Annotated in this window: 15 protein-coding genes; 14 read left to right on the top strand and 1 reads right to left on the bottom strand. The window is 37.2% G+C overall.

What is annotated here, in order from left to right; genetic code table 11:
* Positions 1-87: 87 nt before the first annotated feature.
* From M2265_RS14515 to M2265_RS14465, 11 genes are all read left to right on the top strand, one after another.
* Positions 88-324, top strand: a complete 237-nt coding sequence (locus tag M2265_RS14515; protein ID WP_021192392.1) for an acyl carrier protein — start codon at positions 88-90, stop codon at positions 322-324.
* Positions 325-351: 27 nt separating this feature from the next.
* The gene (gene fabF / locus M2265_RS14510) at positions 352-1,605 is read left to right on the top strand and encodes a beta-ketoacyl-ACP synthase II (RefSeq protein WP_021192393.1); all 1,254 of its coding nucleotides are present in this window, start codon (positions 352-354) and stop codon (positions 1,603-1,605) included.
* Between the two features lie 77 nt (positions 1,606-1,682).
* Entirely contained in the window at positions 1,683-2,423 is a 741-nt protein-coding gene (gene rnc, locus M2265_RS14505) for a ribonuclease III (protein WP_132771553.1), read from the top strand.
* A gap of 52 nt (positions 2,424-2,475) precedes the next feature.
* Positions 2,476-3,858, top strand: coding sequence for a histidine--tRNA ligase (gene hisS / locus M2265_RS14500; RefSeq protein ID WP_132771552.1), 1,383 nt, complete (start codon positions 2,476-2,478; stop codon positions 3,856-3,858).
* A gap of 240 nt (positions 3,859-4,098) precedes the next feature.
* Positions 4,099-5,094: a pyruvate dehydrogenase (acetyl-transferring) E1 component subunit alpha gene (gene pdhA, locus M2265_RS14495; protein WP_045753966.1), complete on the top strand. Its 996-nt coding sequence runs from the start codon at positions 4,099-4,101 to the stop codon at positions 5,092-5,094.
* Between the two features lie 33 nt (positions 5,095-5,127).
* Positions 5,128-6,762, top strand: a complete 1,635-nt coding sequence (locus M2265_RS14490; RefSeq protein WP_132771551.1) for a pyruvate dehydrogenase complex dihydrolipoamide acetyltransferase — start codon at positions 5,128-5,130, stop codon at positions 6,760-6,762.
* A 135-nt stretch (positions 6,763-6,897) separates the two neighbouring features.
* A complete protein-coding gene (locus M2265_RS14485; protein WP_132771550.1) occupies positions 6,898-8,088 on the top strand; it encodes a serine hydrolase domain-containing protein in 1,191 nt (396 codons plus the stop codon).
* 14 nt (positions 8,089-8,102) lie between these two features.
* The gene (locus M2265_RS14480; protein ID WP_132771549.1) at positions 8,103-8,462 is read left to right on the top strand and encodes a CoA-binding protein; all 360 of its coding nucleotides are present in this window, start codon (positions 8,103-8,105) and stop codon (positions 8,460-8,462) included.
* Positions 8,463-8,650: 188 nt separating this feature from the next.
* Positions 8,651-10,801, top strand: coding sequence for a glycosyl hydrolase family 95 catalytic domain-containing protein (locus M2265_RS14475; protein WP_132771548.1), 2,151 nt, complete (start codon positions 8,651-8,653; stop codon positions 10,799-10,801).
* Positions 10,802-10,838: 37 nt separating this feature from the next.
* Positions 10,839-12,725, top strand: a complete 1,887-nt coding sequence (locus M2265_RS14470; protein ID WP_165905947.1) for a heparinase II/III family protein — start codon at positions 10,839-10,841, stop codon at positions 12,723-12,725.
* 17 nt (positions 12,726-12,742) lie between these two features.
* On the top strand, positions 12,743-13,990 hold the full coding sequence (locus tag M2265_RS14465) for a glycoside hydrolase family 88 protein (RefSeq protein WP_132771799.1): 1,248 nt from the start codon (positions 12,743-12,745) through the stop codon (positions 13,988-13,990).
* A 112-nt stretch (positions 13,991-14,102) separates the two neighbouring features.
* Here M2265_RS14465 and M2265_RS14460 read toward each other — a convergent pair whose 3' ends face one another.
* Entirely contained in the window at positions 14,103-17,954 is a 3,852-nt protein-coding gene (locus M2265_RS14460; protein ID WP_165905946.1) for a hybrid sensor histidine kinase/response regulator transcription factor, read from the bottom strand.
* Between the two features lie 171 nt (positions 17,955-18,125).
* Here M2265_RS14460 and M2265_RS14455 point away from each other — a divergent pair, with 171 nt between their 5' ends.
* The 3 genes from M2265_RS14455 (at position 18,126) to M2265_RS14445 (ending at position 24,689) form a co-directional block, all read left to right on the top strand.
* Positions 18,126-21,398: a SusC/RagA family TonB-linked outer membrane protein gene (locus M2265_RS14455; protein WP_132771545.1), complete on the top strand. Its 3,273-nt coding sequence runs from the start codon at positions 18,126-18,128 to the stop codon at positions 21,396-21,398.
* Between the two features lie 11 nt (positions 21,399-21,409).
* Positions 21,410-23,260: a RagB/SusD family nutrient uptake outer membrane protein gene (locus M2265_RS14450; RefSeq protein WP_132771544.1), complete on the top strand. Its 1,851-nt coding sequence runs from the start codon at positions 21,410-21,412 to the stop codon at positions 23,258-23,260.
* A gap of 160 nt (positions 23,261-23,420) precedes the next feature.
* Positions 23,421-24,689 (top strand): DUF2264 domain-containing protein, encoded by a 1,269-nt coding sequence (locus M2265_RS14445; RefSeq protein ID WP_132771543.1) that lies wholly within the window; start codon positions 23,421-23,423, stop codon positions 24,687-24,689.
* Positions 24,690-24,705 lie beyond the last annotated feature (16 nt).

Raw genomic sequence — 24,705 nt, 5'->3', positions numbered from 1 at the left:
GACAATCTAAAAATCAAATGGATTTTTATATTTGATGAAATTTATTTTTCTTTGCACAGATTTATTAAACAATTAAACTATAAAATCATGTCAGATATCGCTTCAAGAGTAAAGGCAATTATCGTTGAAAAATTAGGTGTAGACGAAAACGAGGTAACACCAGAAGCTTCTTTCACTAATGATTTAGGTGCAGATTCACTTGATACTGTAGAGTTAATCATGGAATTTGAGAAAGAATTCAACGTTGCAATACCTGATGACCAAGCTGAAACTATTGGTACAGTGGGACAAGCAATCACTTATTTAGAAAAAAACGTTAACTAACTAATTTAATTGGGCCAAATCGTATAAATGGAGCTTAAAAGAGTAGTAGTAACAGGATTAGGCGCACTTACACCAATTGGTAATACCGTTTCAGAATATTGGAATAGTTTACTAGATGGTGTAAGCGGTGCTGCTCCCATTACGCATTTTGATGCGTCAAAATTTAAAACCCAATTCGCTTGTGAAGTGAAGGGGTTTGATCCACATGAATTTATGGATCGCAAGGAAGCTCGCAAAGTAGATCCTTTTGTACAGTATGCTATTGCATCATCTGATGAAGCAATTAAGGATGCTGGTTTAATTTTTGAAAATTTAGATACAAATCGTATCGGAGTTATTTGGGGATCAGGAATTGGGGGATTGACAACTTTCACAGATGAAGTTGTAAATTTCGCAAAAGGGGATGGAACACCACGTTTCAATCCTTTCTTCATTCCAAAAATGCTTGTCGATATTGCTCCGGGACATATTTCTATGCGTCACGGACTTCGTGGACCTAACTTTTCGGCTGTCTCCGCATGTGCTTCGGCAACCAATGCGATGATTGATGCTTTTAACTATATCCGTATGGGTAAAGCTGATGTAATCGTAACTGGTGGATCTGAGGCAACTATTAATGAAGCTGGAATCGGTGGATTTAATGCAATGCATGCATTGTCAACTAGAAATGATGATCCTAAAACAGCTTCACGTCCTTTTGATAAGGATCGTGATGGTTTTGTTTCTGGTGAAGGGTCTGGTGCGATCATATTAGAAAGTTTAGAACACGCATTAGCGCGTGGTGCTAAAATTTATGCTGAAATTGGAGGTGGGGGTATGAGTGCTGATGCACATCACATCACAGCTTCTCATCCAGAGGGCTTAGGTGCTAAACTTGCGATGACAATGGCGGTTAATGATGCGGAACTAGATTTCACAGATATTGACTATATCAATGTGCATGGCACTTCTACTCCGGTAGGGGATATTAGTGAAACTAAAGCTATTGTAGATTTATTTGGTGAGCACGCTTATAAATTGAACATTAGTTCGACAAAATCAATGACAGGACACCTTTTAGGTGCTGCTGGTGCGATTGAAACTATTGCTTCTATTTTAGCTGTTCAAAATGATATAGTACCACCTACTATTAATCATTTTACAGATGATCCGGAATTGGATAACAGATTAAATTTCACATTTAATAAAGCTCAAAAGCGTATTGTAAATGCTGCAATGAGTAATACTTTTGGTTTTGGTGGTCATAACGCAACTATTGTTGTGAAGAAATACAAAGCTTAATATTACTTTATTTAAGTTATTAAAATAATTGGGATACAACAGGTGCTTTATACCTGTTGTCCCTTTTTTAGACTAAGATGCCTTTTTCAAGGATTTATAAATTATATTTTTCTGCTGACAAAGCTTATGTTAGAAAGCTCAAGAACCTGTTAGGTTTTGTCCCTGGAAACATACGACTTTATCAAATGGCTTTTAGGCATAAGTCTGTAGCTGTTGTGATCAAGGAAGGTTCCAAAAATAGCAACGAAAGATTGGAATTTTTGGGAGATGCTATTTTAGGTTCAGTGGTTGCTGAACTACTATTTAAAAAATACCCTTATAAAGACGAAGGCTTTTTGACTGAAATGAGATCTAAAATTGTCAGTCGTGTACATCTTAATCAACTTTCTCGGAAGCTCGGATTAAATGAGCTTATTCAGTTTGACGCGAGAATGATTAGCTTTCCCAATAAACAAGGCTCTTTGCTAGGTGATGCTTTTGAAGCACTTATCGGTGCCGTATATTTGGACAAAGGGTATGTGTTTACTAAAAATTTTCTATTAAACCGTATTATTAAACCACATGTAGATATTCACTTATTGGAACAAACGGAAACTAATTTTAAAAGTCGTTTGATCGAATGGTGCCAGCATAATGGTAAAGAGGTTGTATTCAATCAAATTGATAATCCTCCTGGTGAATCGAATAAAATGTTTTCTATTGAAGCAGTTGTACAAGGTGAAGTTTGTGGCCTAGGACAAGATTTCAATAAAAAAAGCGCTGAAAAAACAGCTGCAGAAAAAGCTTGTGAGTATTTGAAAATTTTAGAGCTTGACTAAGCTTTTTTCTTCTAAGTTCCAATAAATCCTTCTTAAATATTAACTTTGCCAAATGGCAACAGTAAAACCTTCTTTAGCAAAAGGCACACGTGATTTTTCACCTGCCGAAATGCTTAAACGTAATTATATTTTCAATACACTTAAGCGTGTTTTTAAAAAGTATGGTTACAGTGAAATTCAAACTCCTTCTTTTGAAAATTTGCAGACACTTACGGGAAAGTATGGTGATGAAGGGGATCAGTTAATTTTCAAGATTTTGAATTCTGGAGATTATTTGAGTAAAGCGCCCAATGATTTACTTGAATCCAAGTCTTCAACTAAATTAATCTCTCTTATTTCTGAAAAGGCACTTCGTTATGATCTCACTGTACCGTTTGCTCGTTATGTTGTCATGCATCAAAATGATATTTCTTTACCTTTTAAACGTTTTCAAATTCAACCTGTATGGCGCGCTGATCGTCCTCAAAGAGGTCGTTATCGCGAATTCTATCAGTGTGATGTAGATGTAGTGGGTTCTGAAAGCCTATTGAATGAAGCTGAGTTTATTTTAATCTATCATGAAGCATTGAAAAATTTGGGACTGCAAGATTTTACGATTAAAATTAACAACCGTAAGATTCTTTCAGGTATTGCTGAGATTATTGGCAAGCCGGAACTTATTGTCGATATGACAGTTGCGATCGATAAATTGGATAAGATCGGTTTAGAAGGTGTAAATAAAGAACTATTAGAACGAGGTTTTACAGCAGCGGATTTAGAAATTTTACGTCCAATTATTTTATTAGAGGGATCAAATCTAAAGAAATTGTCTGCCTTAAAGCACGTATTATCAAATTCGGAAATAGGATTAAAGGGAATAGCAGAAATAGAAGAATCGTTTGATTATATTTCTAAGTTGGATTCTTCAAATGAAGTTTTAAACCAATTTGTAGAGGTTGATATTACCCTAGCGCGTGGGTTGAATTATTATACGGGCTGCATTTTCGAGGTAAAAACGAATGAAGTCGCTATGGGGAGCATCGGTGGTGGTGGACGCTACGATGATTTGACAGGTATGTTTGGTTTGAAAGGATTGACCGGTGTAGGTGTGTCTTTCGGTGCCGATCGTATCTATGACGTTCTAGAAGAATTAAATCTTTATCCTGAGGCTAAGGGAGATTACACTAAGCTTTTGATTGTGAACTTTGATAAAGAAACCGAGTCCTTTACATTACCTCTTCTAAATCGCCTACGTAAGGCGAACATTGCAGTCGAGCTTTATCCAACAGCTGCGAAATTGAAAAAACAGATGAGTTATGCCGACAGTAAAGGCATTCCATTTGTTTTATTAATTGGTGAAGAGGAAGTTTCTTCAGGCCAGCTTTCATTGAAAGATATGCAAACAGGTGATCAAAGAAAAATAGATGAATCAAGTTTGATTGTTGAATTGAGCTAAAATCATATTTGTTACAAAACAAAAAAGCCAAAAGAATAATATGTCTTTTGGCTTTTTTGTTTGTTCTTTTTTTAATTTACTAAATTAAGCCAGTCATTTATTTGGGTATCTTCTTATGTCGTTTAAATCAAATGTCTTAGAACTGTCTAAAACAAGAAGAAAATTTGATTTTCTGACCAAAATATCACCCAAATTGATTAGATTTGTAGTCAAGATTAGTAAGAAATTCAAAACTTTGAAATGAGTTCAACACCTATAACAAAAGAGACATATTTAGAGTGGTATAGATCTATGCTACTTATGCGTAAGTTTGAAGAGAAGACAGGTCAACTTTATGGACAACAAAAAATCCGTGGTTTCTGTCACTTGTACATTGGACAAGAGGCAGTAGTAGCAGGTACAATGTCTGTTATCAAACCTGAAGATTCTTTAATTACAGCCTACCGTGATCACGCACATGCTTTAGCAAAAGGTGTGTCAGCGAATGAATGTATGGCTGAGATGTTTGGAAAAGCAACAGGTTGTTCAAAAGGAAAAGGTGGATCTATGCACTTTTTCTCGAAAGAACATAAGATGATGGGTGGCCATGGTATTGTTGGTGGTCAGATTCCATTAGGAGCTGGTATCGCTTTTGCTGAAAAATATTTGGGTACAAATAATGTTAACGTATGTTACATGGGTGATGGCGCAGTTCGTCAAGGTGCTTTTAATGAAACTTTGAACATGGCCATGTTGTGGAAATTGCCTGTAATTTTTGTTTGTGAAAACAATGGTTATGCAATGGGTACTTCCGTACAACGTACAACCAATATGCAAGATATTTATAAAATGGGCCTAGGTTTTGATATGCCTTGTGCACCAGTAGATGGTATGGATGTCGTAGCTGTACACAATGCGATGGATGAAGCTGTTCAACGTGCTCGTGCTGGGGAAGGACCTACTTTCTTGGAAATACGTACCTACCGTTACAAAGGTCACTCGATGTCCGATCCTGCGAAATATCGTACGAAAGAAGAATTAGAAGAATATAAAGGACGTGATCCATTATTGGCGACAAAGCATGCTATTGTTGAAAACAATTATGCTGATGAAGCTTGGTTTGCTGAAGTGGATGCTGAAGTGAAAAGTATTGTAGATGAATCTGTGAAATTTGCTGAAGAATCTCCTTTCCCTACAGCTGATGAATTGTACAAAGATGTGTACGTTCAAGAGGATTATCCATTTATATTAGATTAATATAAGTTACTTTAACTAGATAAATAAAATACAATGGCTGAAGTAGTTAGAATGCCGAAAATGAGCGATACCATGACCGAAGGGGTTATCGCAAAATGGCACAAACAAGTTGGTGATAAAGTTAATTCTGGTGATTTAGTTGCTGAAATCGAAACTGATAAAGCGACGATGGATTTTGAATCATACCAAGAAGGAACACTTTTATATATTGGTCCTAAAGAAGGTGAAGCAGTTGCTATTGATGCTGTTATTGCCATTCTTGGAGAACCTGGAGAAGATTTTCAAGCATTATTAAATGACGCTCCTCAGGCTGAAGAAGTGACGGAGAAAAAGGAAGTAGAAGGTTCTAATTCATCTGGGACTGAAGCAGCTCCTCAGTCTAATGTAACACCGGAGTCTTTAGGTGTTACAGTTATCACTATGCCTTTGTTAAGTGATACGATGACAGAAGGTGTAATTGCGCAATGGAATTTTAAAGTTGGTGATACAATCAAATCTGATGATTCTATTGCGGATGTAGAGACGGATAAAGCGACGATGGAGGTTACAGCTTATGCTGATGGAACATTGTTATATGTAGGTCTTGAGGCAGGTGAAGCTGCTAAAGTAAATGATATTATTGCTATTGTAGGTCCTGCAGGAACAGATGTAACACCATTGTTAAATCAAAAAGCTGCTCCTACATCTCAAGCTGCTCCTGCCGAAGTAAAAAATGAATCAAAGGTAGAGGCTAATGTAACTACGGAAAATAAAGCTACTGATGTAGCCGATGATTCTCGAGTGAAAGCATCTCCATTAGCACGTAAAATTGCTAAAGATAAAGGAATCAACCTGAATGAGATTAAAGGATCTGCTGATGGTGGCCGTATTGTAAAAAAAGATGTTGAATCTTACGTTCCAGCTACTAAAGTTGCTCCTGCTTCAACAACTGTTGCGCCAGTTGCTACTGAAACAAAAGCGATCACTTTACCTACTTTTGTAGGTGAAGAGAGATATACAGAAGTTGCTGTTTCTCAAATGCGTAAAACAATTGCACGTCGATTAGGTGAAAGTTTGTTTACTGCTCCACATTTTTACCTAACGGTAAGTATCGACATGGAAAATGCAATGCTTGCTCGTACGCAAATCAATGAAGTGGCTCCAGTAAAAGTTTCTTTCAATGATATCGTTGTAAAAGCAGTTGCAGTTGCATTGAAAAAGCATCCTGCCGTAAACTCTTCATGGAAAGGTGATAAGATTCGTTTTAATGAGCATACAAATATTGGTGTTGCAATGGCTGTTGAAGATGGCTTATTAGTTCCTGTTGTACGTTTTGCTGACGGAAAATCATTATCTCACATTTCTGCAGAAGTTAAAGATTTCGCTCAAAAAGCGAAAACTAAAAAATTAACTCCAGCTGACTGGGAAGGTTCAACATTTACAGTTTCTAATTTAGGTATGTTTGGTATTGATGAATTCACATCAATTATCAACTCTCCGGATGGTGCAATTCTATCTGTTGGTGCAATTCAACAAGTTCCTGTTGTTAAGAATGGTACTGTTGTTCCTGGTAATGTGATGAAGTTGACTTTAGGTTGTGACCACCGTGTAGTGGACGGTGCTACTGGTGCTCAATTCTTGCAAACATTAAAAGCATTATTAGAAAATCCAGTGAGATTATTAGCGTAATCTTACTTCGAATAAGTATATTCAAAAGGTCACTTTATATAAAGTGACCTTTTTTTATTGTTTTTTTCTTTTTTTAGTACTAAAATCAGCATTTTAGCATTAATACATTAGAAAAGAAATAGAATCCGTTAAATAGTGAAATTATATATACTAAAAAGCATAGTTGCTGTTCTTATCATAGCAACCGTATCGTGTAGTTCGAAAGAAGAAAAGCAAAAAAAAGCATTAGTTGAACAGGCTAAGACTGACAGTTTAAAACTCATATACAATCCATCTGAAGCAGATCCTAAAATTGAAGCTTTTATGCAAAATTTGCATAAAAGAGTAGGATTTAATGGTAATGTACTGATTGCAAAAAATGGAAAGATTTTATATCAGAATTCATTTGGTTGGGCAAATTATCTTTTAAAAGATAGTTTGAAGATTGATTCGAAATTTGAATTAGCGTCTGTTTCCAAACCACTTACAGGTATTGGTATTTTGAAATTGGTTGAAGAGGGCAAATTGAAATTGGATCAAACTATTAATGATTTTTATCCTAATTTTCCCTATCCAGATATTACAATAAAGCAATTATTGTCTCATCGTTCTGGATTGCCAAATTATGTTTATTTTTCGGAAGAGCATTGGAAGGAAAAAAAGAAGGGTATGACCAATCAAGATGTCATGAATATGCTGATTGAGTTTAAACCGAATCGCTATGGTAAACCTGACGGTAAATTCTTTTATAACAATTCGAATTTCATGGTTTTAGGCGCTATTATTGAAAAGGTAACTAATCAAAGTTATGCGGAATGGATGAAAGAAAATGTCTTTAATCCAGCAGGAATGACTAATACAGCTGCATTGTCAAAAGCTATTTATGAAAAAATTCCGACAGATGTTATCGGTCACGATAAGGTTTGGAGAAGATCTGTTGTTCAGAATTTTCAAGATGGCCCTCTGGGCGATAAGGGAATTTATAGTACAGTTCGGGATCTGTATAAATTAGATTTAGCGTTAAATGAAGGTAGGTTATTAAAGAAAGAAACGTTAGATTCTGCTTATGTGGATCGTGCGAAATCTAAAAATGGAATATTTGGATACGGATTAGGTTGGCGCACTTTTCACAGAAATAATGATCTAATAATCTATCATACTGGATGGTGGCACGGATTTCGCAATTTGTATGTTAGGGATCTAAAAAATAACGTTACGATTGTACTTTTATCGAATATGACTAATGGTAGCTTAGTTAAATTGGATGAATTGTATAAAATTTTAGGGATGCCTATCTTAAGAAAGGGAATATATAATGATGCTGGTAATGTGGCTGATGATGTTTAATAAAATAAGTAGTTATGAAAAAAACGCTAATAATAGGAGCGAGTACTAATCCAGAAAGGTATTCGTATAAAGCAGCCCATAAATTGAAGCAATATGGACATGATATTGTGAACGTTGGGCTTAAGAAGGGTGAAGTTGCTGGTGTCGAAATAGAACCTATGGGGCTTATTCACACGGATATTGATACCATTACTATGTATGTTGGCGCAGCAAATCAAAAAAGCTATTTTGATTATATTTTGGAAACAAAGCCAAAGCGGATTATTTTTAATCCTGGAGCTGAAAATGCGGAATTAGTAGCACTTGCAGGTGCAATAGGTATTGATACTGAAAATGCTTGTACATTGGTTCTTTTAAGTACAGGACAGTATTAAGTGGATTGATCTAGTTGTTTTATCATTGGATCTATCATCTTTATTAAATTTTCATAAAAAAAGGGTAATAATGGTTTCTGAAACCATTATTACCCTTTTTTCATGATTTTCTTCTCAAACGATTTCGTAAGTTTCTCTTGTGTGTCTACTAAAAAAAGTACATTTTAGAGCCCAATTGAACCCTATTTATGCGGAATTTATATATTTTTTTTATTTCAATCTTATGTGTTATTTGTCGTGCTCAGGGTCAAGACAAACCAATATTTCATATTCCTCAATTGGGTAAAAGTATTTACGAAGGGGTATTCACGGGGAATGGTTTACTAGGAACGATGACCTATTTGAAATCTTCACAAGCTGTACGTATAGATATTGGTAGAACGGATATTTATGATCATCGTGAAAAAAATCGTGAAAAGCTTTTTGATAAAGCTCGTCTGTCACTAGGGCATTTTTCTATAAACCTTAATGTGGACATTGATAGTATAGGTGGTGATATTTTTATTCAGCAAGCTTATTCTCAAACGAATATTAAGACTTCGGATGGTATGTTGCATATTAAAACGACAACACTGTCTGATGATAATATTATACTCATTGAAGTCATTAAAAAGGACTACCATGGGAACTACTCTTTTGACTGGTGTCCGGATTCTGCTATCAGTCCCCGTATGAAATTTGATTATACACAAAAACCTACTTATTATACTCGCAATCCTGAGGGAAAATCAGGCACTAGTAAGGGATTTTCTTTTTATAAGCAAGAGTTATTAGCTGGCGGTGGCTATGCAACTGTATATAAGAAAATGCTCGGTATGGACAATGATGTTTATGTTGTCTCGGTTGGATATAATCAGGTTAACAAGAGCTATCTAAAAGAAACAATTGATTATGTTGATCATTTTGATTCTAAAGATATTACTATAGCTTTGGAAAAACACCAAAATTGGTGGCGTAATTATTATAGTGCTTCTTCTTTGTCATTACCAGATAAAATTTATCAGCGTTTTTATGATATGCAGTTGTATAAATTAGCAAGTGCCACCAGAACAAATAAGCCAGCAATAGATTTGCAGGGACCATGGACGAGCGTTACTCCTTGGCCAGCTTACTGGATGAACTTAAATATGCAATTGACATATTCTCCTGTTTTCACGTCAAACCATCTTGATATCGCGAATTCTTTAATTCAAATGATTGATCAGAATGTCTCCAATTTGAGAGAAAATGTTCCTGTGGCTTATCGTTATAATAGCATTGCTATTGGGCGCTCATCTGCGAGCGATCTCTGGAGTCCTGTTCTCTTAGAGAAGGGAGTCTCAATTTCCGATGCTTCTGATGGTGAAAAAGAACTTGGCAACTTGCTTTGGTTATTGCATAGCTACTATTCTTACTATCGCTATGGCATGCAGGAAGAGGTATATGACCGCTTATTTCCCTTACTTAAAGAGGCGGTTAATTATTATTTGCATCTATTAGAAAAAAATGAATCAGGAAAATATCATATCGCTGTTAAAACTTATTCGCCAGAATATAAATATGGTTATGCTTATGATACGAATTATGATCTAGCTATTCTGAGATGGGGGCTTAGATCACTTATCGAGCTAGATGATGAAAAGAATAGGAAAGATCCTCTATATGATCGATGGCTCGATGTACTCGAAAATTTGATCGATTTTCCACAAGGTGTAAACGGTTATTTGATAGCTAAGGATGTTCCTTATGGTGAGTCACATAGACATTATTCGCATTTAATGATGATCTATCCTTTTTATGAAATTAATTGGGATCAAAAAGAAAATAGAGTTTTGATTGAGCGTTCAATTAAGTACTGGCAGAGTAAAAATCAGTTCTTGCAAGGTTATTCATTTACTGGTGCCGCATCGATGTATGCCATGATGGGAAGGGGAGATGATGCCTTAGCATCTCTTGATAATTTATTAAAATCTTATATTAAAAAGAATACGCTTTATGCCGAGTCGGGACCAGTAATTGAAACCCCGTTAGCAGCAATGACAAGCATCCAAGAACTGTGCTTACAATATTGGAATGGAAAATTAAGAATTTTTCCCGCTGTACCTACTTCCTGGAAAGATATTTCTTTTAAAAGGTTTTTGACTGATGGAGCTTTTCTGGTTTCTGCAAAGAGGAAAAATGGTATAACGCAAACTGTGGAGATCGAAAGTCAACATACGGGTACAATCAGAGTTGAATCGGGGATATCGGCTCCAATGATTGTGATTAAAGGAAAGGGTAAGTATGAAATAGATCTTGATGGAATAATTGTTTTTACACTTAATAAGGGCTCTCGAGCATTAGTTTATGAGAAGAAGTAGAAAATGCTATAAAATTTTAATGTTTCTCTTTTTTGTTATGTTGCAAATTAATGCACTTGGACAACACACCTTAGAGCGGCATCTTTCAGGTGCAGTTTTGACAAATACCGTTAATCGTATTGATGACTGGCGGTTGGAAAAGAAAAATGAATGGAAAAAAGCTATTCAAGCGCTATCAATATTGGAAAAGTCCCACATAATGAAAGTTGCGGAGGATGCGAATTTATTTACTTGGCCATCATTGTTAGCTACAAAATATCTTGAATATAAGACTGATGGAAACAGAACTCGCTACGAGGATGATATTAATACACGCAGGAGTATCGTATCGCATTTGGTTATAGGAGAATTGGTTGAGGGAAAGGGACGTTTTATTCCGCAGATTATTAATGGCCTCTGGTTAATGATGGAAGAAAGTACTTGGGTAAGTCCTGCACATATTGTAGTGCAAAAATCTGGAATTGGTTTGCCTGATCCACTGGACGATTATATTGATCTAGGAGCAGGTCGGGTAGCAGCTGATCTGGCGATGGTTTATTTATTGTTGGGCGATGAATTAAACCAAATTTCTCCTATGATTACTAAAAAATTGAAAGATGTCTTACAGAGCCGTATTTTAAATCCTTATTTAGTCCGAGATGATTTTTGGTGGATGGCGCTTCAGTCAAACAATATGGTTAATAACTGGAATATTTGGATCAACACCAATGTTCTTAAAGTAGCATTGTTAGTGGAAGAAGATGCTTCTAGATTGAAGATGATTATTCAGAAATTGGCTCATAGTGCGGATAAATTTATTGACTCTTACGCTGAAGATGGTGCGTGTGAAGAGGGGCCCTCTTATTGGCTACATGCTGGTGGTGAACTTGGACAGATGTTGTTGTGGTTAGAGGATGTGTCGGATGGAGAGGTGACATTTAAGGAGGAACATAAATTATTTAATATTGGCAACTATATCTTGAATTCTCACATTTACAGAAATAGATACATCAATTTCGCAGATGCAGAGGCGATACAAGTACCCTATCCTGCTAAAATATGGGCTTATGGTACTTTATATAATGATGATAATCTAAAAGCATACGCAAGCTATTTGACAACTCTAAAATCACCAAGTATGTCATTAGGAACAGTACAGGATTTTTTAATGCATGCGTCTATTTATAATGAATTAAGTAATCATCGAAAAGACTTTATAGCCCCCCAATTTCATTTTTATGAGAGTTTGGGACAGGCAACTATGCGGAGTTTAAATAAAAAGGGTAATTTATTCTTGGCTACGATAGGAAGTAATAATGGGGTAAGCCATAATCATAATGATGTTGGAAGCTATATGCTCTATTTGGATTCGACGCCAGTTTTAATTGATGTAGGTGTGGGAACTTATACCAAAGAAACTTTTAGTAGGAATCGCTATACATTGTGGAATATGCAATCGCAATGGCATAATCTTCCTATTATAAATGGAATACAGCAAAAGGATGGAAGGTCTTATCATGCGGAGGATGTCGAGTATATAACTAATAATGAAACTGCTCAATACCGTGTCAATGTTGCTAAGGCTTATCCTAAAGAAGCCGCAGTACAATCTTGGATGCGAACTATCAAGATGCATGCAGGAAATAATGAAATCAGGGTAGAAGAACAGTATCAATTGGAGGAATTTAAAAAACCACAATCGATTAGTTTCATATCTAAAATAAAACCTCAGTTAGTAAAGGATGGCTTTTTCTTACAATTGGATAATGGGAAAAAAGTCTTTATAAATTTCGAAAGGGAAACTGTTACTTTTTCTTTAGAAAATAAGGAAATCGAGGATCCACGATTGATTAAAGTGTGGGGTGGAATGCTTTATAAAATGAATGTTTTAATTAAAAGTATGGAATTAAGGAATCAAGTGATATATAAAATAATAGCGAATTAAGATTATTGTAAATTATGATGAAATTGAAAAGACAGATTATCATGGTATTATGTTCTGTTTTAGGAATATGTACTGTTCAAGGTCAATCCCGGGATCTGAAATTATCGAAAGAGTTTATTCAGCAGAATTTGAATGACGCAGCTCTCCAAATTAAAGTCTTGGCAAATGCAACACCCAATGGAAAATTTCCTAAAACTTTTGAAAATAATAAAGAGATCTTTTCATCATCCAGTTGGTGGTGTTCTGGATTTTATCCTGGTACACTTTGGTATTTATATGAAGGGACTCAAGATCAGGAATTATTAAAAAATGTAAAAGAGAAATTACCTAATTTGGAGAAAGAAAAGTATAATAAAGGTACACATGATCTAGGTTTTATGCTGTTTTGTAGTTTCGGCAATGGTTTACGTCTGACCGGCGATTCTGCGAAATATAAAGATGTATTAGTTACAGGTGCTGCTTCTCTTGCTTCTCGTTTTAATGAGAGAACAAAAACAATTCGGTCTTGGGATCACAAACCTTGGCATTATCCCGTTATCATTGATAATATGATGAATTTAGAGTTTTTGACGCAGGTTTCAAAAATGACTGGTAATAAGAAATATTATGACTTGGCTATAAAGCATGCGGAAACAACATTGAAAAATCATTTTAGGAAAGATTATAGCTCATATCATGTTATTGACTATGATGTGAATAGCGGCAAAGTTATTGGAAAAAAAACGCACCAAGGTGCTTATGATGAATCCGCATGGTCTAGAGGCCAAGGTTGGGCGCTTTATGGGTATACGATGATGTATCGAGAAACAAATAAAAAGGAATTTCTAAATCAAGCTAGACATATTGCGAAATATATTTTGAATCATCCGAATATGCCTCAAGATTTAATTCCTTATTGGGATTTTGATAAAGATAAGATTGATCAATCTAGTAAGATGTATGCTAAAAAAGATCTTCGGGATGTTTCGGCAGCCACATTGTATGCATCTGCTTTACTTGAATTGGCTCAATATACAAAAGGTAAAGAATCTGCCCTTTATCTTTCTAATGCAGAGACAATGCTTACTAATTTATCCAAAGAACCTTATAAAGCAGTTTATGGGACAAATGGCGGTTATTTATTAAAACATAGTGTGGGGGCACTTCCTTTAAATTCGGAGATTGATGTACCACTGACATATGCTGATTACTATTATGTAGAAGCATTAGTGCGCTATAAAAGGCTCTTGGATGGTGAACCAATGATTAAGGAAATCGCGAAGTAAATACAGTAAAGATAAAAGTAACAAAGGCCCCCATTTAGGCGCCTTTGTTACTTTTAAATCTATTCGTACCCTGCCCACAATCTTTTTTCAAATATTTAATCCCTTTTGTGTTTTAATTATCTTCATAGGAGTCTGCTATTTGCTGTGATGGATTATACCCAAATTGTTTCTTAAATTCCCTGCTAAAGTACTTTCTTTCAGAAAATCCGACTGCATAGGCTACCTCACTGACATTCATCGAAGATTTTAGCAACTCCTTCGCTCTGTTAAGCCGGTACATCTTCACATAATTATTGATAGAAAGGTTGGATATCGCCCGGAGCTTTCGATAAATAATAGGTGTGCTCATACCCATCTTTCGGGAGATAAAATTAACATCAAAGTCATCCGACTGCATATTATCTTCGATCAGTTGATCTAATGTAGCAATAAATTTAGCATCCAGTTCATTGTCGAAATCTGTTTTTTTGACCTGAAATTCCTTGCTCTTTTTATGACTGATTGCTATGAGATTCTGCACAGATAGAAACAACAGCCTATTGTCAAAAGGTTTTGTTAGATAGATGTTTGCTCCATATTGTAGGGCCTGTGTCTGTGATTCACTGTCTGTCACTGCAGTCAACAGGATAACAGGAATATGACTGGTTGCGATATTTGTTTTTACTGCCCGGCATAACTGGGCTCCATTCATATAAGGCATCATCAGATCAGATAAGATCAAGTCGGGAATATACTCTTGCGCTTTCGATAAGGCATCTTCTCCATTGACAGCCGTGATGACGGTATAGCTATCCTGAAATAAATGAACAATGGTATCCAAAAGCTCTCTATTGTCTTCGACAATCAGAATGGTCTGTTGCAAGGATCTGCCCAATACGGTTGGAGTTGTTGAATTTGATTCATCTATAATGGTCATCAGGGAGTCTGTAGGAGGGGACATGTTGACTTTTGATAGCTTCGGTAAACGTAGGTTGAAAATCGTCCATTCTCCTTTTTCATCTTTCATGGTAAAGCAACGGATCTCTCCTTGATGCTGTAGAACAATCTGCTTGGTTAAGGCTAGTCCGATACCAGTACCTATACTGTCATTTGCTTGTTCCTCCCGATAATATTCTTCAAAAATCTTGAATTGATTGTCCGTTGCGATGCCAATCCCGTTGTCAACGATGTTAATAATGATGTTGTCTTCGCTTTCAAGAAGCTCAAGATAAACTGTGCCATTCTCGGGAGTATACTTAATGGCGTTTGACAATAGATTGAACATGACCTTGTCAAATTGAACAGCGTCTATGGATTGTAACCCTACGGCATCCAATTGTCGGATATAATAATTGATATGTTTATTCTGGGCAAGATCATTGAGGAGATAGAATGTGTCTTCAATATATTCCCTAAAGGGGATATCGCTCTGTTTCAAGATGAAGTGCTTGTCATCAAATTTTTTGAAATCAAGTAGCTCGTTAACTACCCCCAATAATTTAGCTGTATTCTTTTTAATCCGTTTTATCTTAGATTGGGTAGTCGATAAGTTGGCTGTTTCGGTAATGATTTCATCCAGAGGTGACATGATCAGGGTAAGCGGAGTCCGGATCTCATGCGAAATTTGTGTAAAGAATTTTATTTTCTTTTCCTGTTCTCTTTCGGAATTGATCAACATCTCGCGTTCCACAACAAACTTAATGACAAAGTGTACCCCGAGTGTAAATAGTCCGGCGTATAAGAGGTAGGCCCACCATGTTCTCCAGAGCGGAGGTTTTATATCAATGTGTATTTGTAGTGGGGTACTGCTCCAGATGCCATCATTATTGCTGGCATATACACTGAGTGTATGCTGTCCTTCGGGAATATTGGTATATCTGACACTTGGTGTATTGGTTTCTATCCAACCTTTATCAAAACCTTCGAGCTTATACCGATATCTATTTTTCTGTGGTTTGATAAAATTGGAACTCGAAAAATTGACCGTTATAAAATTCTCGTCATAAAGTAATTGCAACGTATAGTTATTGGGTTGATCACTTTGCTGGATGCGACCATAGTTTAAGGGTGTATCTTGAAGGAATATATTTCTAAAAAGCACATTCGGTTTTTTCTGATTGAAAGTGATTTTTCGGGTGTCGATCGAAACTAAACCATTCAATGTAGTCACGAATAAAAATCCGGCTTCGCTGCTATAGACCTTAGACCCTTGCATATTCTTAACAGGGAGACCATCATACTGATTAAGGACAGTATGATACTTTGTGCTTGGATCGAAGAAAATCAGTCCATTTTTGCTGCTGATCCAGAAATGTTTGTCGATCATGACAGGCCAACCTAGGGTGTTATTGGGAAAATGGGCTTTAAGGGCCACATTATCCTTAATATCGAAATGATATAAATCCCCTTTCGAGGTAAGCCAGATATTGCCATCGGGCGCGACATAAAATCCATTGATGTACAGTGAGTCAATTTGCTTTATGGATCGGACAGTAGCGCTAAAAGTCTTTTTTCGAAATAGCTTTCCTGATTGCAGGAAATAAATCTGTTGTTTATCATCTGCCTGTATCTCATCTATTGTGTTTGCTGCTAGTGAGGAATCAAACTGTGGTGGTTTTTCCTGTTCCGCAATGTAAAGCCCCTTATTTGTGCCTAGATAGATTCGTTGTGCTGGATCTACGTAAATGCTATAAATATTGTTTTTCAGGTTTAAGAGATCCTTTTCGAGGAGATAATTTTTGGTGTTGCCCGATTTTAGGTCAATGATGGAGTAGCCTCCACCATATTGTGCGGCATATAATTTTTCATCCCGGACATAGAGGTCTTTTATCAGGTTTGATCGGGTAAATTGGGGTTGTGGACTAGTATTCCTCGTAATTTTATCAATTTTATTGATTCCTTCTTCTTCAGTGCCTATCCAAGCAGCATTCTTGGAAACGGCAAAACTACCCACGATATCACTATTCAACTGTTGACTTAATAGCGAACGTGTAGAGTAGGTTTGTATAGGGATAAAATCAGGATAAACTGCGTTGATACCCCCAAAATATGTTCCTAACCAGACTACTTTTTGATTATCGACAAAGATATCATAAATCGAGTTCTGGCTGAGGGAGTTTTTGATGGATGTATTATGTTTGTAATTTGTGAAAACAGGGGATCCATTGAAAACGGAAAGACCTTTCAATGTGCCAATTAATAGTTCTCCATTTGTATTTTTAATGATTTTACGAACATTATTGCTTAAGAGATTACTATTTCCTTCCGTTAGATTTTTCCAATTTTGACTGGAAAAATTAAACAGAAATAGACCATGTAGTTTTGTCCCTACCCAAAGCGTGTTATCTTTCACATACATCGTACTAAAGATTCGTTCCTTTAGTGGTAACTGTGGTAAGCCCAGGTTGCGGGTTTCAGATAGCCGCTTGTTTTTATAGGTAAATGATTCGATACCGTTAGCGCTAGCTATTGTATAGGAGTCTGCTCCTGTTTGAACAATAGTTTGTGTATGAGGACGGTCTAAAATTAATTTAAAATCATAAGAGCCTGAGGCGGGAATAGCTATATATAGACCCCTATTTGTACATAAGAAAATATGGGAGGATAGAATTTGTATGTCTGAGATAAGGACTTTCTCGATAAAGGGCTTTCCTCTTTTTAGGAGAGGCTTTCGTTTGTCTATATTGAAAATAAATACCTGAGTAGAGGTAGCTATAAAAAGATCATTATTGTCGTTTATACAAATCTTGTTGATATAATCTAATTTGTTGAATACGCTATCCTGAACTCGAAGGTTTATAATATTCTGTGAGTCATAAATAAACAGATTTGGACCTCCTCCAAACCAAAGTTTTCCATTTTTATCCTGAGCGATACTCAATACCGCCTGTTTATCTAATACATTGTCCTGTGTTAGTGTTTCAAAACTGAAATTCTGGGCCAAACAAGACATAAATGGGCAAAGTAGCCATGCGATAATGATCATGTTTTGGATCTGTTTTACAAGGAAATTCATAGATGAATAGAGGTTATACCATCAAATTTAAGATTTTACCCCTTAATATTTATAAAAATCACCCTAATAAATGACCGCACTTAATCAATTTTGAGCTTGTTAAATAACCAATTTTTAATTATAAAACCAATTTCCTAAAGTATGGCTAAGTTTTACGCAATAGGATTGTCCGCGATGACACTATTTTCTGTAGGTACAGTTCACGCCCAGCAGAAAGTAAATGTAACGGGACAAATCAAAGACAGTCAAGGAACACCATTATCAGGTGTAACAATTCGTGAGATGGGGGGGACGCTCGCTACTTCCACAAATGGATCGGGAACATATTCCTTATCTGTGAACCCTAACGCAACGCTAGTAATTTCTTATGTAGGATACCAAAATCAAGAGATTGTACTAAATGGCCGCAATGCCATTAATGTAACGTTGGAAAGTGCCAGCTCGGCGATTGATGAGGTTGTTGTTGTGGGGTATGGTAAGCAAAAGAAAGAAAAATTGCTTGGATCAGTGAGTACCGTTGATACAAAACAGATTGAAAACAGACCCGTCACAAACGTTTCAACGGCGCTTAGCGGTGTAGCAGCAGGGGTACAAGTCAAGCAAAGCACAGGTAAACCGGGAGCTGACGGCGCTACAATCCGGGTTCGTGGTATAGGGACACTCAATAATTCGGATGCCTTAGTTGTTATCGATGGTATACCTGGTTCAATGGATGCGGTGAATCCCAATGATATTGAAAGCATTTCAGTATTAAAGGATGCATCATCGGCTTCAATCTATGGAACGCGTGCAGGTAATGGAGTTATTTTGATCACAACGAAAAAGGGAAAGGCAAATCAAAAAACGCAACTTAACTACTCCGGTATCTTGTCCCGAACCAAGCCGATGGGAACTCCTGAGTTTGTGTCAGATTATGTGCGTCACATGGAGCTTATGAATGAGGGTACATTCAATTTGGGAAAACCTGCAAAATTTGCTGAATCTACACTTGATCTTTGGCGAAAAGCCAATGACGATCCCAATGGTGTACTAGCTGCATCTGGCTTGCCTAATTATATCGCTTACCCAAATACCGATTGGACAGATTGGATTTATAATTCGAGCTGGATTCAAAGCCATAATATTTCGGCAACAGGAGGTTCTGAATCGACCAGTTATATGCTTTCGGGCCGGATCTTCGATAATCCCGGTATTATGGAAAATACCGGCGCAAAGAAATACGAACTGAGAACAAACATAAGTACTAAAATCGGAGATCGCTTGACAATTGGAACCAATATGTTTGCATCAACTGAAGACCGGAAAAAGGCGAATGTTGACAATTTGTATAACTTTTTGCGACAATCTACTCCAGGGGTTTATCCGATGTATGATGGTCGATTTGGTGGTGCTGTGGCCGCCGAAGAATCCACCCAGTTGAACAATTTGATGCAATATCTCTATGAACCGCAGGGGATGGATAAAGTGTCGAATTTTAACTCGACTATTTTCGCAAATGTAAAGATCATTAATGGATTGACATTCGAAACCAAATTTAATTACCAAACGCGATTCCGTGAACAAACGGGCAGCTCAATCCCAGTTGATAAATATAGCTTTGAGACAAATAAAATCGTCTTTCCCAAAGGCGTTCCTGCTACGCAAGTACTATCGCAGGGGTACGAAAACCTTCGTACACTTACTTTCGATAACGTCCTTCGTTATGAAACCAGCATCGGTAGACATAATATCGGAGCGCTATTAGGGCATAATGAATTCAAGACAAAATGGTATAATTTCTCGGCTTCGAAAAGGGGTGTCATAGATCCGACGATTTCCAACATTGGTACAGCGAATGAAATGAATGCTATTGATGGCAACGAATACGAAACAAGTATGCGCTCCTTTTTTGGCCGTGTAAATTATGACTTTGACAGCAAATATCTTGTCGAATTTAGTTTACGAAGAGATGCATCTTCCAAATTTGGAAAGGATCTTCAAGCGGGCTATTTCCCATCCGTGGGTTTGGGGTGGTTGCTTTCAAGAGAGTCTTTTATGAAAGGTCTTGAACCATATGTCCAAAATGTAAAGCTTCGTGGGTCTTGGGGTAAATTGGGGAATGATATGAATAATAGCGATCCGGCTAGAGAAAATTATTTACCTGCATTTGCTTTCTACGGCAATGCAGGATACTCCTTTGGTGGATCACAAGTCGGTGGTTTGGAGTTGAGCAAATTTGGGAATAGATTATTGGCCTGGGAAGAGAGTGAAAATAGAGAAGTGGGATTGGAGTTTGCGACTTTTCGAAATAAAGCCTATGTCGAGTTGAATTATTACAACAAATTAACATCAGGCATATTGGTACCGGAGCAATTGCCACTGACCACAGGCACTACGGGTGCGCCGATTGTTAATTCGGCTGCGATGCGCAACAGTGGTATTGAACTTAATTTGACGTGGAAAGACAAGATCGGAGAATTCAGCTATAATATCGGAGGTAACTTTGCTTACAATAAAAACCAAGTAACAAAGCTCAAAGGTCAGTTAGTCAGAGGCTGGAATGACGTCAATGGTACAAATGTTTACAGCACAAATATCGGACAGGTTTCAAATGCGGTAGGTACCAATCAGCGGAATCTCGAAGGGCACATGTTTCAGGAATATTTTTTGAGACAGCGTTACAAAGGTGATGGTAGCTATTATGCTAATGGCGGGGCTGTAAATCCTAATGGCGGACCTCGGGATGGTATGATCCGCACGGAAGCTGATTACAAATGGGTGCAGGATATGCAAACAGCGGGATACAGCTTCTCACCTGTAAATAAACTGGGGGTTGAACAATTGTATTATGGCGATTTTTTGTATGCTGATCTCAACGGAGATAAGGTCTATGGAAATGAGAATGATCAAGATTTTACAGGGACATCTAACATTCCCAAATATATTTATGGTATCAATTTAGGATTTTCTTACAAAGGTTTTGATCTACAGATGCTCTGGTCAGGGGAAGGAAAATTACAATATTATTGGAACGATGAAGGTTATAGTAACAACATTGTCCGTGATGGTAACGGTATTTCTAAACGAGTTGCAGATGACCATTATTTTTATGATCCAGCTAATCCTAGCGATTCGCGAACCAATATAAGTGGATCTTATGCGCGTCTTAAATACAATGGAGAGACAATTAACAATGTTGCCAATAATTTCTACCTCTATGATGCAGATTTTATAAAACTGAGAAATTTGCAGATAGGCTACACCTTTAACAGTAAACTTACTGAAAGATTACATGTGCGCAATTTACGGGTATATTTCTCTGGTGAGAATTTGCTGATGTTTACGAAATTCCCTGGTGCAGATCCTGAAATTGGAGCTGGAGCAAAATATCCTACAATGAAGCAATATGCTTTTGGGTTGAATTTTGGATTTTAATACGAAGATACATGAAGAAGATACTAAATATCGAAAAACAAAGATTGTCTGCATACTGTAAACAATATAATAAATATATGTGGCGTATATCTGCGCTTGCAATTTTACTGGGAACTATGGGGTCTTGTAAAAAAGATCTATTGGATATTAGTTCGAATACCCAAGTTCCAGAGGATAAAATGTGGACAACGGACAACTATACTGATCTTGGTGTAAACGGTGTGTATCAAGCATTACGTTTTGGATATGCAACTGGTGGCACAAATAATCGGGAGCTCTATCAGTATGACCGTTTATCCAACACGTTGATTCCAAGAGGTGGAGATCCTCTATTAAATGCCTCCACGAATACTTCAAATTCACTTTTTGCGGATGTTTGGAGAGAACTATATGAGAGTGTTCACCGCGCGAATGATGCTATCTATGGATTAACAAATATTTCACCATCGGCCCCTGAGAAGAAAGCGCGTTTGCTTGCGGAGGTTAAATTCCTAAGAGCATTCTATTATTATCGGTTGAATCAGTTGTATAGAGGGGTGCCATTATATGATACACCGATTAACTACAATGAAGCAACCAAACCCAGAAATACAGAAAAGGAAGTTTGGGATTTTATCTTGAAAGATCTGACGGAATCTATCGCTGAGACGAATTTACCAGCAAAGTTGCCCGCAGGAAGTAAAGATTTTGGTCGTATTACGAGATCAGCAGCATACGCACTACGAGGTAAAGTTTATATGTATCTACAAGATTGGGATAAAGCAATCGCAGATTTTCAGTCAGTTAAAGATGCCGGACACCAGTTGTTCCCAGATTATAAGACATTATTTACTGCCGCCAATGAAAAGTCAGATGAGATGATTTTCTCAATTCAGAATATCGCTTTGGACAACTTTGGATCGACAACACAATTCAGTTTCGGAAGCCGCTCCGCTTTTGGCTCCAATTGGAATACCTACATGGTCAGTCCGGATTTTGTAGATTTATACGAGAACAAAGATGGTAGCAAATTTAGTTGGGATGACGTAATCCCTGGTTATAATGCGATGGCACCTGACAAAAGAGAGATATACTTTATTCGTAATAATGTACAACAGGTAGCTGAAGCAAATAAAAAGCCGTCGAAATACACTGACCTTATTGACCCGAAACGAGGATTGGATTTTAAACTTTATTTGCCTAATGGCAATGAGGAAAGATTAAAAAAGGCCTACGACAATCGTGATCCACGCTTAAGTGCAAATGTTATTCTCCCTTATTCAACTTTTGTTGGGACAAATCTCGGAGCTGATCAGACATTTACATCGAGATGGCCACATATTGAAGAATTTAATAATGTGTTTGATCTGCGCACTGACGATCAACCGAGATTTTTTTATATCCCGCGTAAATTTGTGTACGAAGGTGGAAAACCATCTATTCCGAGTCGTGTAGCTGGTGATATAGATTATCCAGTGATCCGTTATGCAGATGTGCTGTTATTGTGGGCAGAGGCACTTAATGAAAAAGGACAGGAAGCAGCAGCGGTGGCCAAAGTAAATGAAGTACGAACGCGGGCCGGGGTAGGACTTTTAAATAGTTCGGCTGTTACCACGGTTAAAGATAAAGCAGATCTTACCAGTCGTATCCGTAATGAACGTAGAAGAGAGCTGTTTGGGGAAGGGGTTATTTACTTTGACGAATTGCGGTGGAAATCCCTCAAAGATCAAGTTTTTAGCGGTAATGCGGGGAACAAACAACCATGGGGCGGAATCGTAGATAGGTATACCTATTTGGGAGACCAACTACTGGTATGGCCTATCCCAGAGTTAGAAAGGCAACGAAATCCTAGTCTAACACAGAATACAGGCTGGAATAATTAATGGAAATAAATTCATTCTGTAAAGAAACTGTTATCAATCGCTTGTGTAATCGTTTGCTAGAGCGATTGATTCTTTTTAGTTTGTTTTTCTATATTAAAATAAAGATTTTTAGTGTTTTATGTGAGCTTGTTGAGCATACATTATTTATAAACCATTATCGATGAAGAGAAGATCTGTATTAAAATTGTTAGGCGGTGCTGGCGTTGGTGCATTGACGGCATCGTTGCCAATGGGGGCGAAGGCAAGTGTTTTATCTGATGAAGGCATAAGTTATGCAGGGAATGACCGTGCTTATTGGGTTTCAATACTAAGCAAGATGGCTACACCTATATTAGATAATATCAGTAAACAGCAATGGCGCAAAAAGATGCCGATGGAGGTAAGTCCTACTTTTGACAGTAGAGATCCGGGCGTTGGATACCTCGAGGCTTTCGGTCGACTGCTGGCAGGTATGGCCCCTTGGCTGGCTTTACCTGATGACAGCTCCGAAGAAGGAAAGCTACGTAAAAAATTACGTGATCAGGCCTTATTGGGGATTCAATATGGTGTAGATCCTCAATCCCCGGATTATTTTACATGGCGAGGTCCTTCATCGCAAACACTGGTAGATGCAGCACATCTCGCCCTTGCGTTTCTAAGGGCACCCAAGGTACTGTGGGAACCATTGGATCAGGTAACAAAGAAAAGGGTTGTCGAAGAATTTAAACTACTACGTAAAATTAAACCTAATGAAAGTAATTGGTTGCTTTTTGCGGCCATGACTGAGACGTTTTTACATTATACCGGTGAGGAGTGCGCACGAGAAAAAATAGATTATGCTGTAAATAAATTTGATACAGAATGGTATGTGGGCGATGGGTGGTATAGTGATGGTGCTCACTTTAGTTTCGATCATTACAATGGTTACGTTATTCACAATATGCAGGTTGAAGCACTGCGCCATAATATAAACGTAGATAAGAAATACAAAGAAATGTTTGATCGTGCTTATAAAAGGATGCAACGATATGCACATCACTTGGAACGCATGATTTCCCCAGAAGGTTATTATATGGTAGTTGGTCGCTCTTCAACATATAAGAATGCTGCTTTTCAACCCTTGGCTGCAGTGGCTCTTGAAAATAGGCTGCCAGAGGATATTTCTAAGGGTCAGGTGCGAGCTGCCTTAACTGCAATACTGAGACATATTTATATTGATAAGACTTTTTCACCTTCTGGATGGCTTAGTATGGGAGTAGTTGGTGACCAGCAGCAGAATTTGGCAGATTACTATACGAATGCTGGCTCTATGTATGTAGCTTCTTTATCCTTCCTTCCTCTCGGATTGCCGGCTAATGATGAATTTTGGACTTGTAGTCCAGAAAAGTGGACTTCGCAAAAGTGCTGGAATGCGGAACAGTTTCCGAAAGATTATTATGTAAATTATTAAAAACTCAAAAAAATAA

The sequence above is a fragment of the Sphingobacterium kitahiroshimense genome, assembly GCF_025961315.1.
Classification (GTDB): domain Bacteria; phylum Bacteroidota; class Bacteroidia; order Sphingobacteriales; family Sphingobacteriaceae; genus Sphingobacterium; species Sphingobacterium anhuiense.
Note: the sequence above shows the minus strand (reverse complement) of the source record. Positions and strands in the feature narration are given on the sequence as shown.

Bases quoted from the DNA above. Each gene is read 5' to 3' on its own strand.
- M2265_RS14515 (WP_021192392.1), top strand. From the start codon at position 88: ATGTCAGATATCGCTTCAAGAGTAAAGGCAATTATCGTTGAAAAATTA.
- fabF (WP_021192393.1), top strand. From the start codon at position 352: ATGGAGCTTAAAAGAGTAGTAGTAACAGGATTAGGCGCACTTACACCA.
- M2265_RS14480 (WP_132771549.1), top strand. From the start codon at position 8,103: ATGAAAAAAACGCTAATAATAGGAGCGAGTACTAATCCAGAAAGGTAT.
- M2265_RS14475 (WP_132771548.1), top strand. From the start codon at position 8,651: ATGCGGAATTTATATATTTTTTTTATTTCAATCTTATGTGTTATTTGT.
- M2265_RS14470 (WP_165905947.1), top strand. From the start codon at position 10,839: ATGTTGCAAATTAATGCACTTGGACAACACACCTTAGAGCGGCATCTT.
- rnc (WP_132771553.1), top strand. From the start codon at position 1,683: ATGCCTTTTTCAAGGATTTATAAATTATATTTTTCTGCTGACAAAGCT.
- M2265_RS14490 (WP_132771551.1), top strand. From the start codon at position 5,128: ATGGCTGAAGTAGTTAGAATGCCGAAAATGAGCGATACCATGACCGAA.
- M2265_RS14460 (WP_165905946.1), bottom strand. From the start codon at position 17,954: ATGATCATTATCGCATGGCTACTTTGCCCATTTATGTCTTGTTTGGCC.
- M2265_RS14455 (WP_132771545.1), top strand. From the start codon at position 18,126: ATGGCTAAGTTTTACGCAATAGGATTGTCCGCGATGACACTATTTTCT.
- M2265_RS14465 (WP_132771799.1), top strand. From the start codon at position 12,743: ATGAAATTGAAAAGACAGATTATCATGGTATTATGTTCTGTTTTAGGA.
- M2265_RS14445 (WP_132771543.1), top strand. From the start codon at position 23,421: ATGAAGAGAAGATCTGTATTAAAATTGTTAGGCGGTGCTGGCGTTGGT.
- hisS (WP_132771552.1), top strand. From the start codon at position 2,476: ATGGCAACAGTAAAACCTTCTTTAGCAAAAGGCACACGTGATTTTTCA.
- pdhA (WP_045753966.1), top strand. From the start codon at position 4,099: ATGAGTTCAACACCTATAACAAAAGAGACATATTTAGAGTGGTATAGA.
- M2265_RS14450 (WP_132771544.1), top strand. From the start codon at position 21,410: ATGAAGAAGATACTAAATATCGAAAAACAAAGATTGTCTGCATACTGT.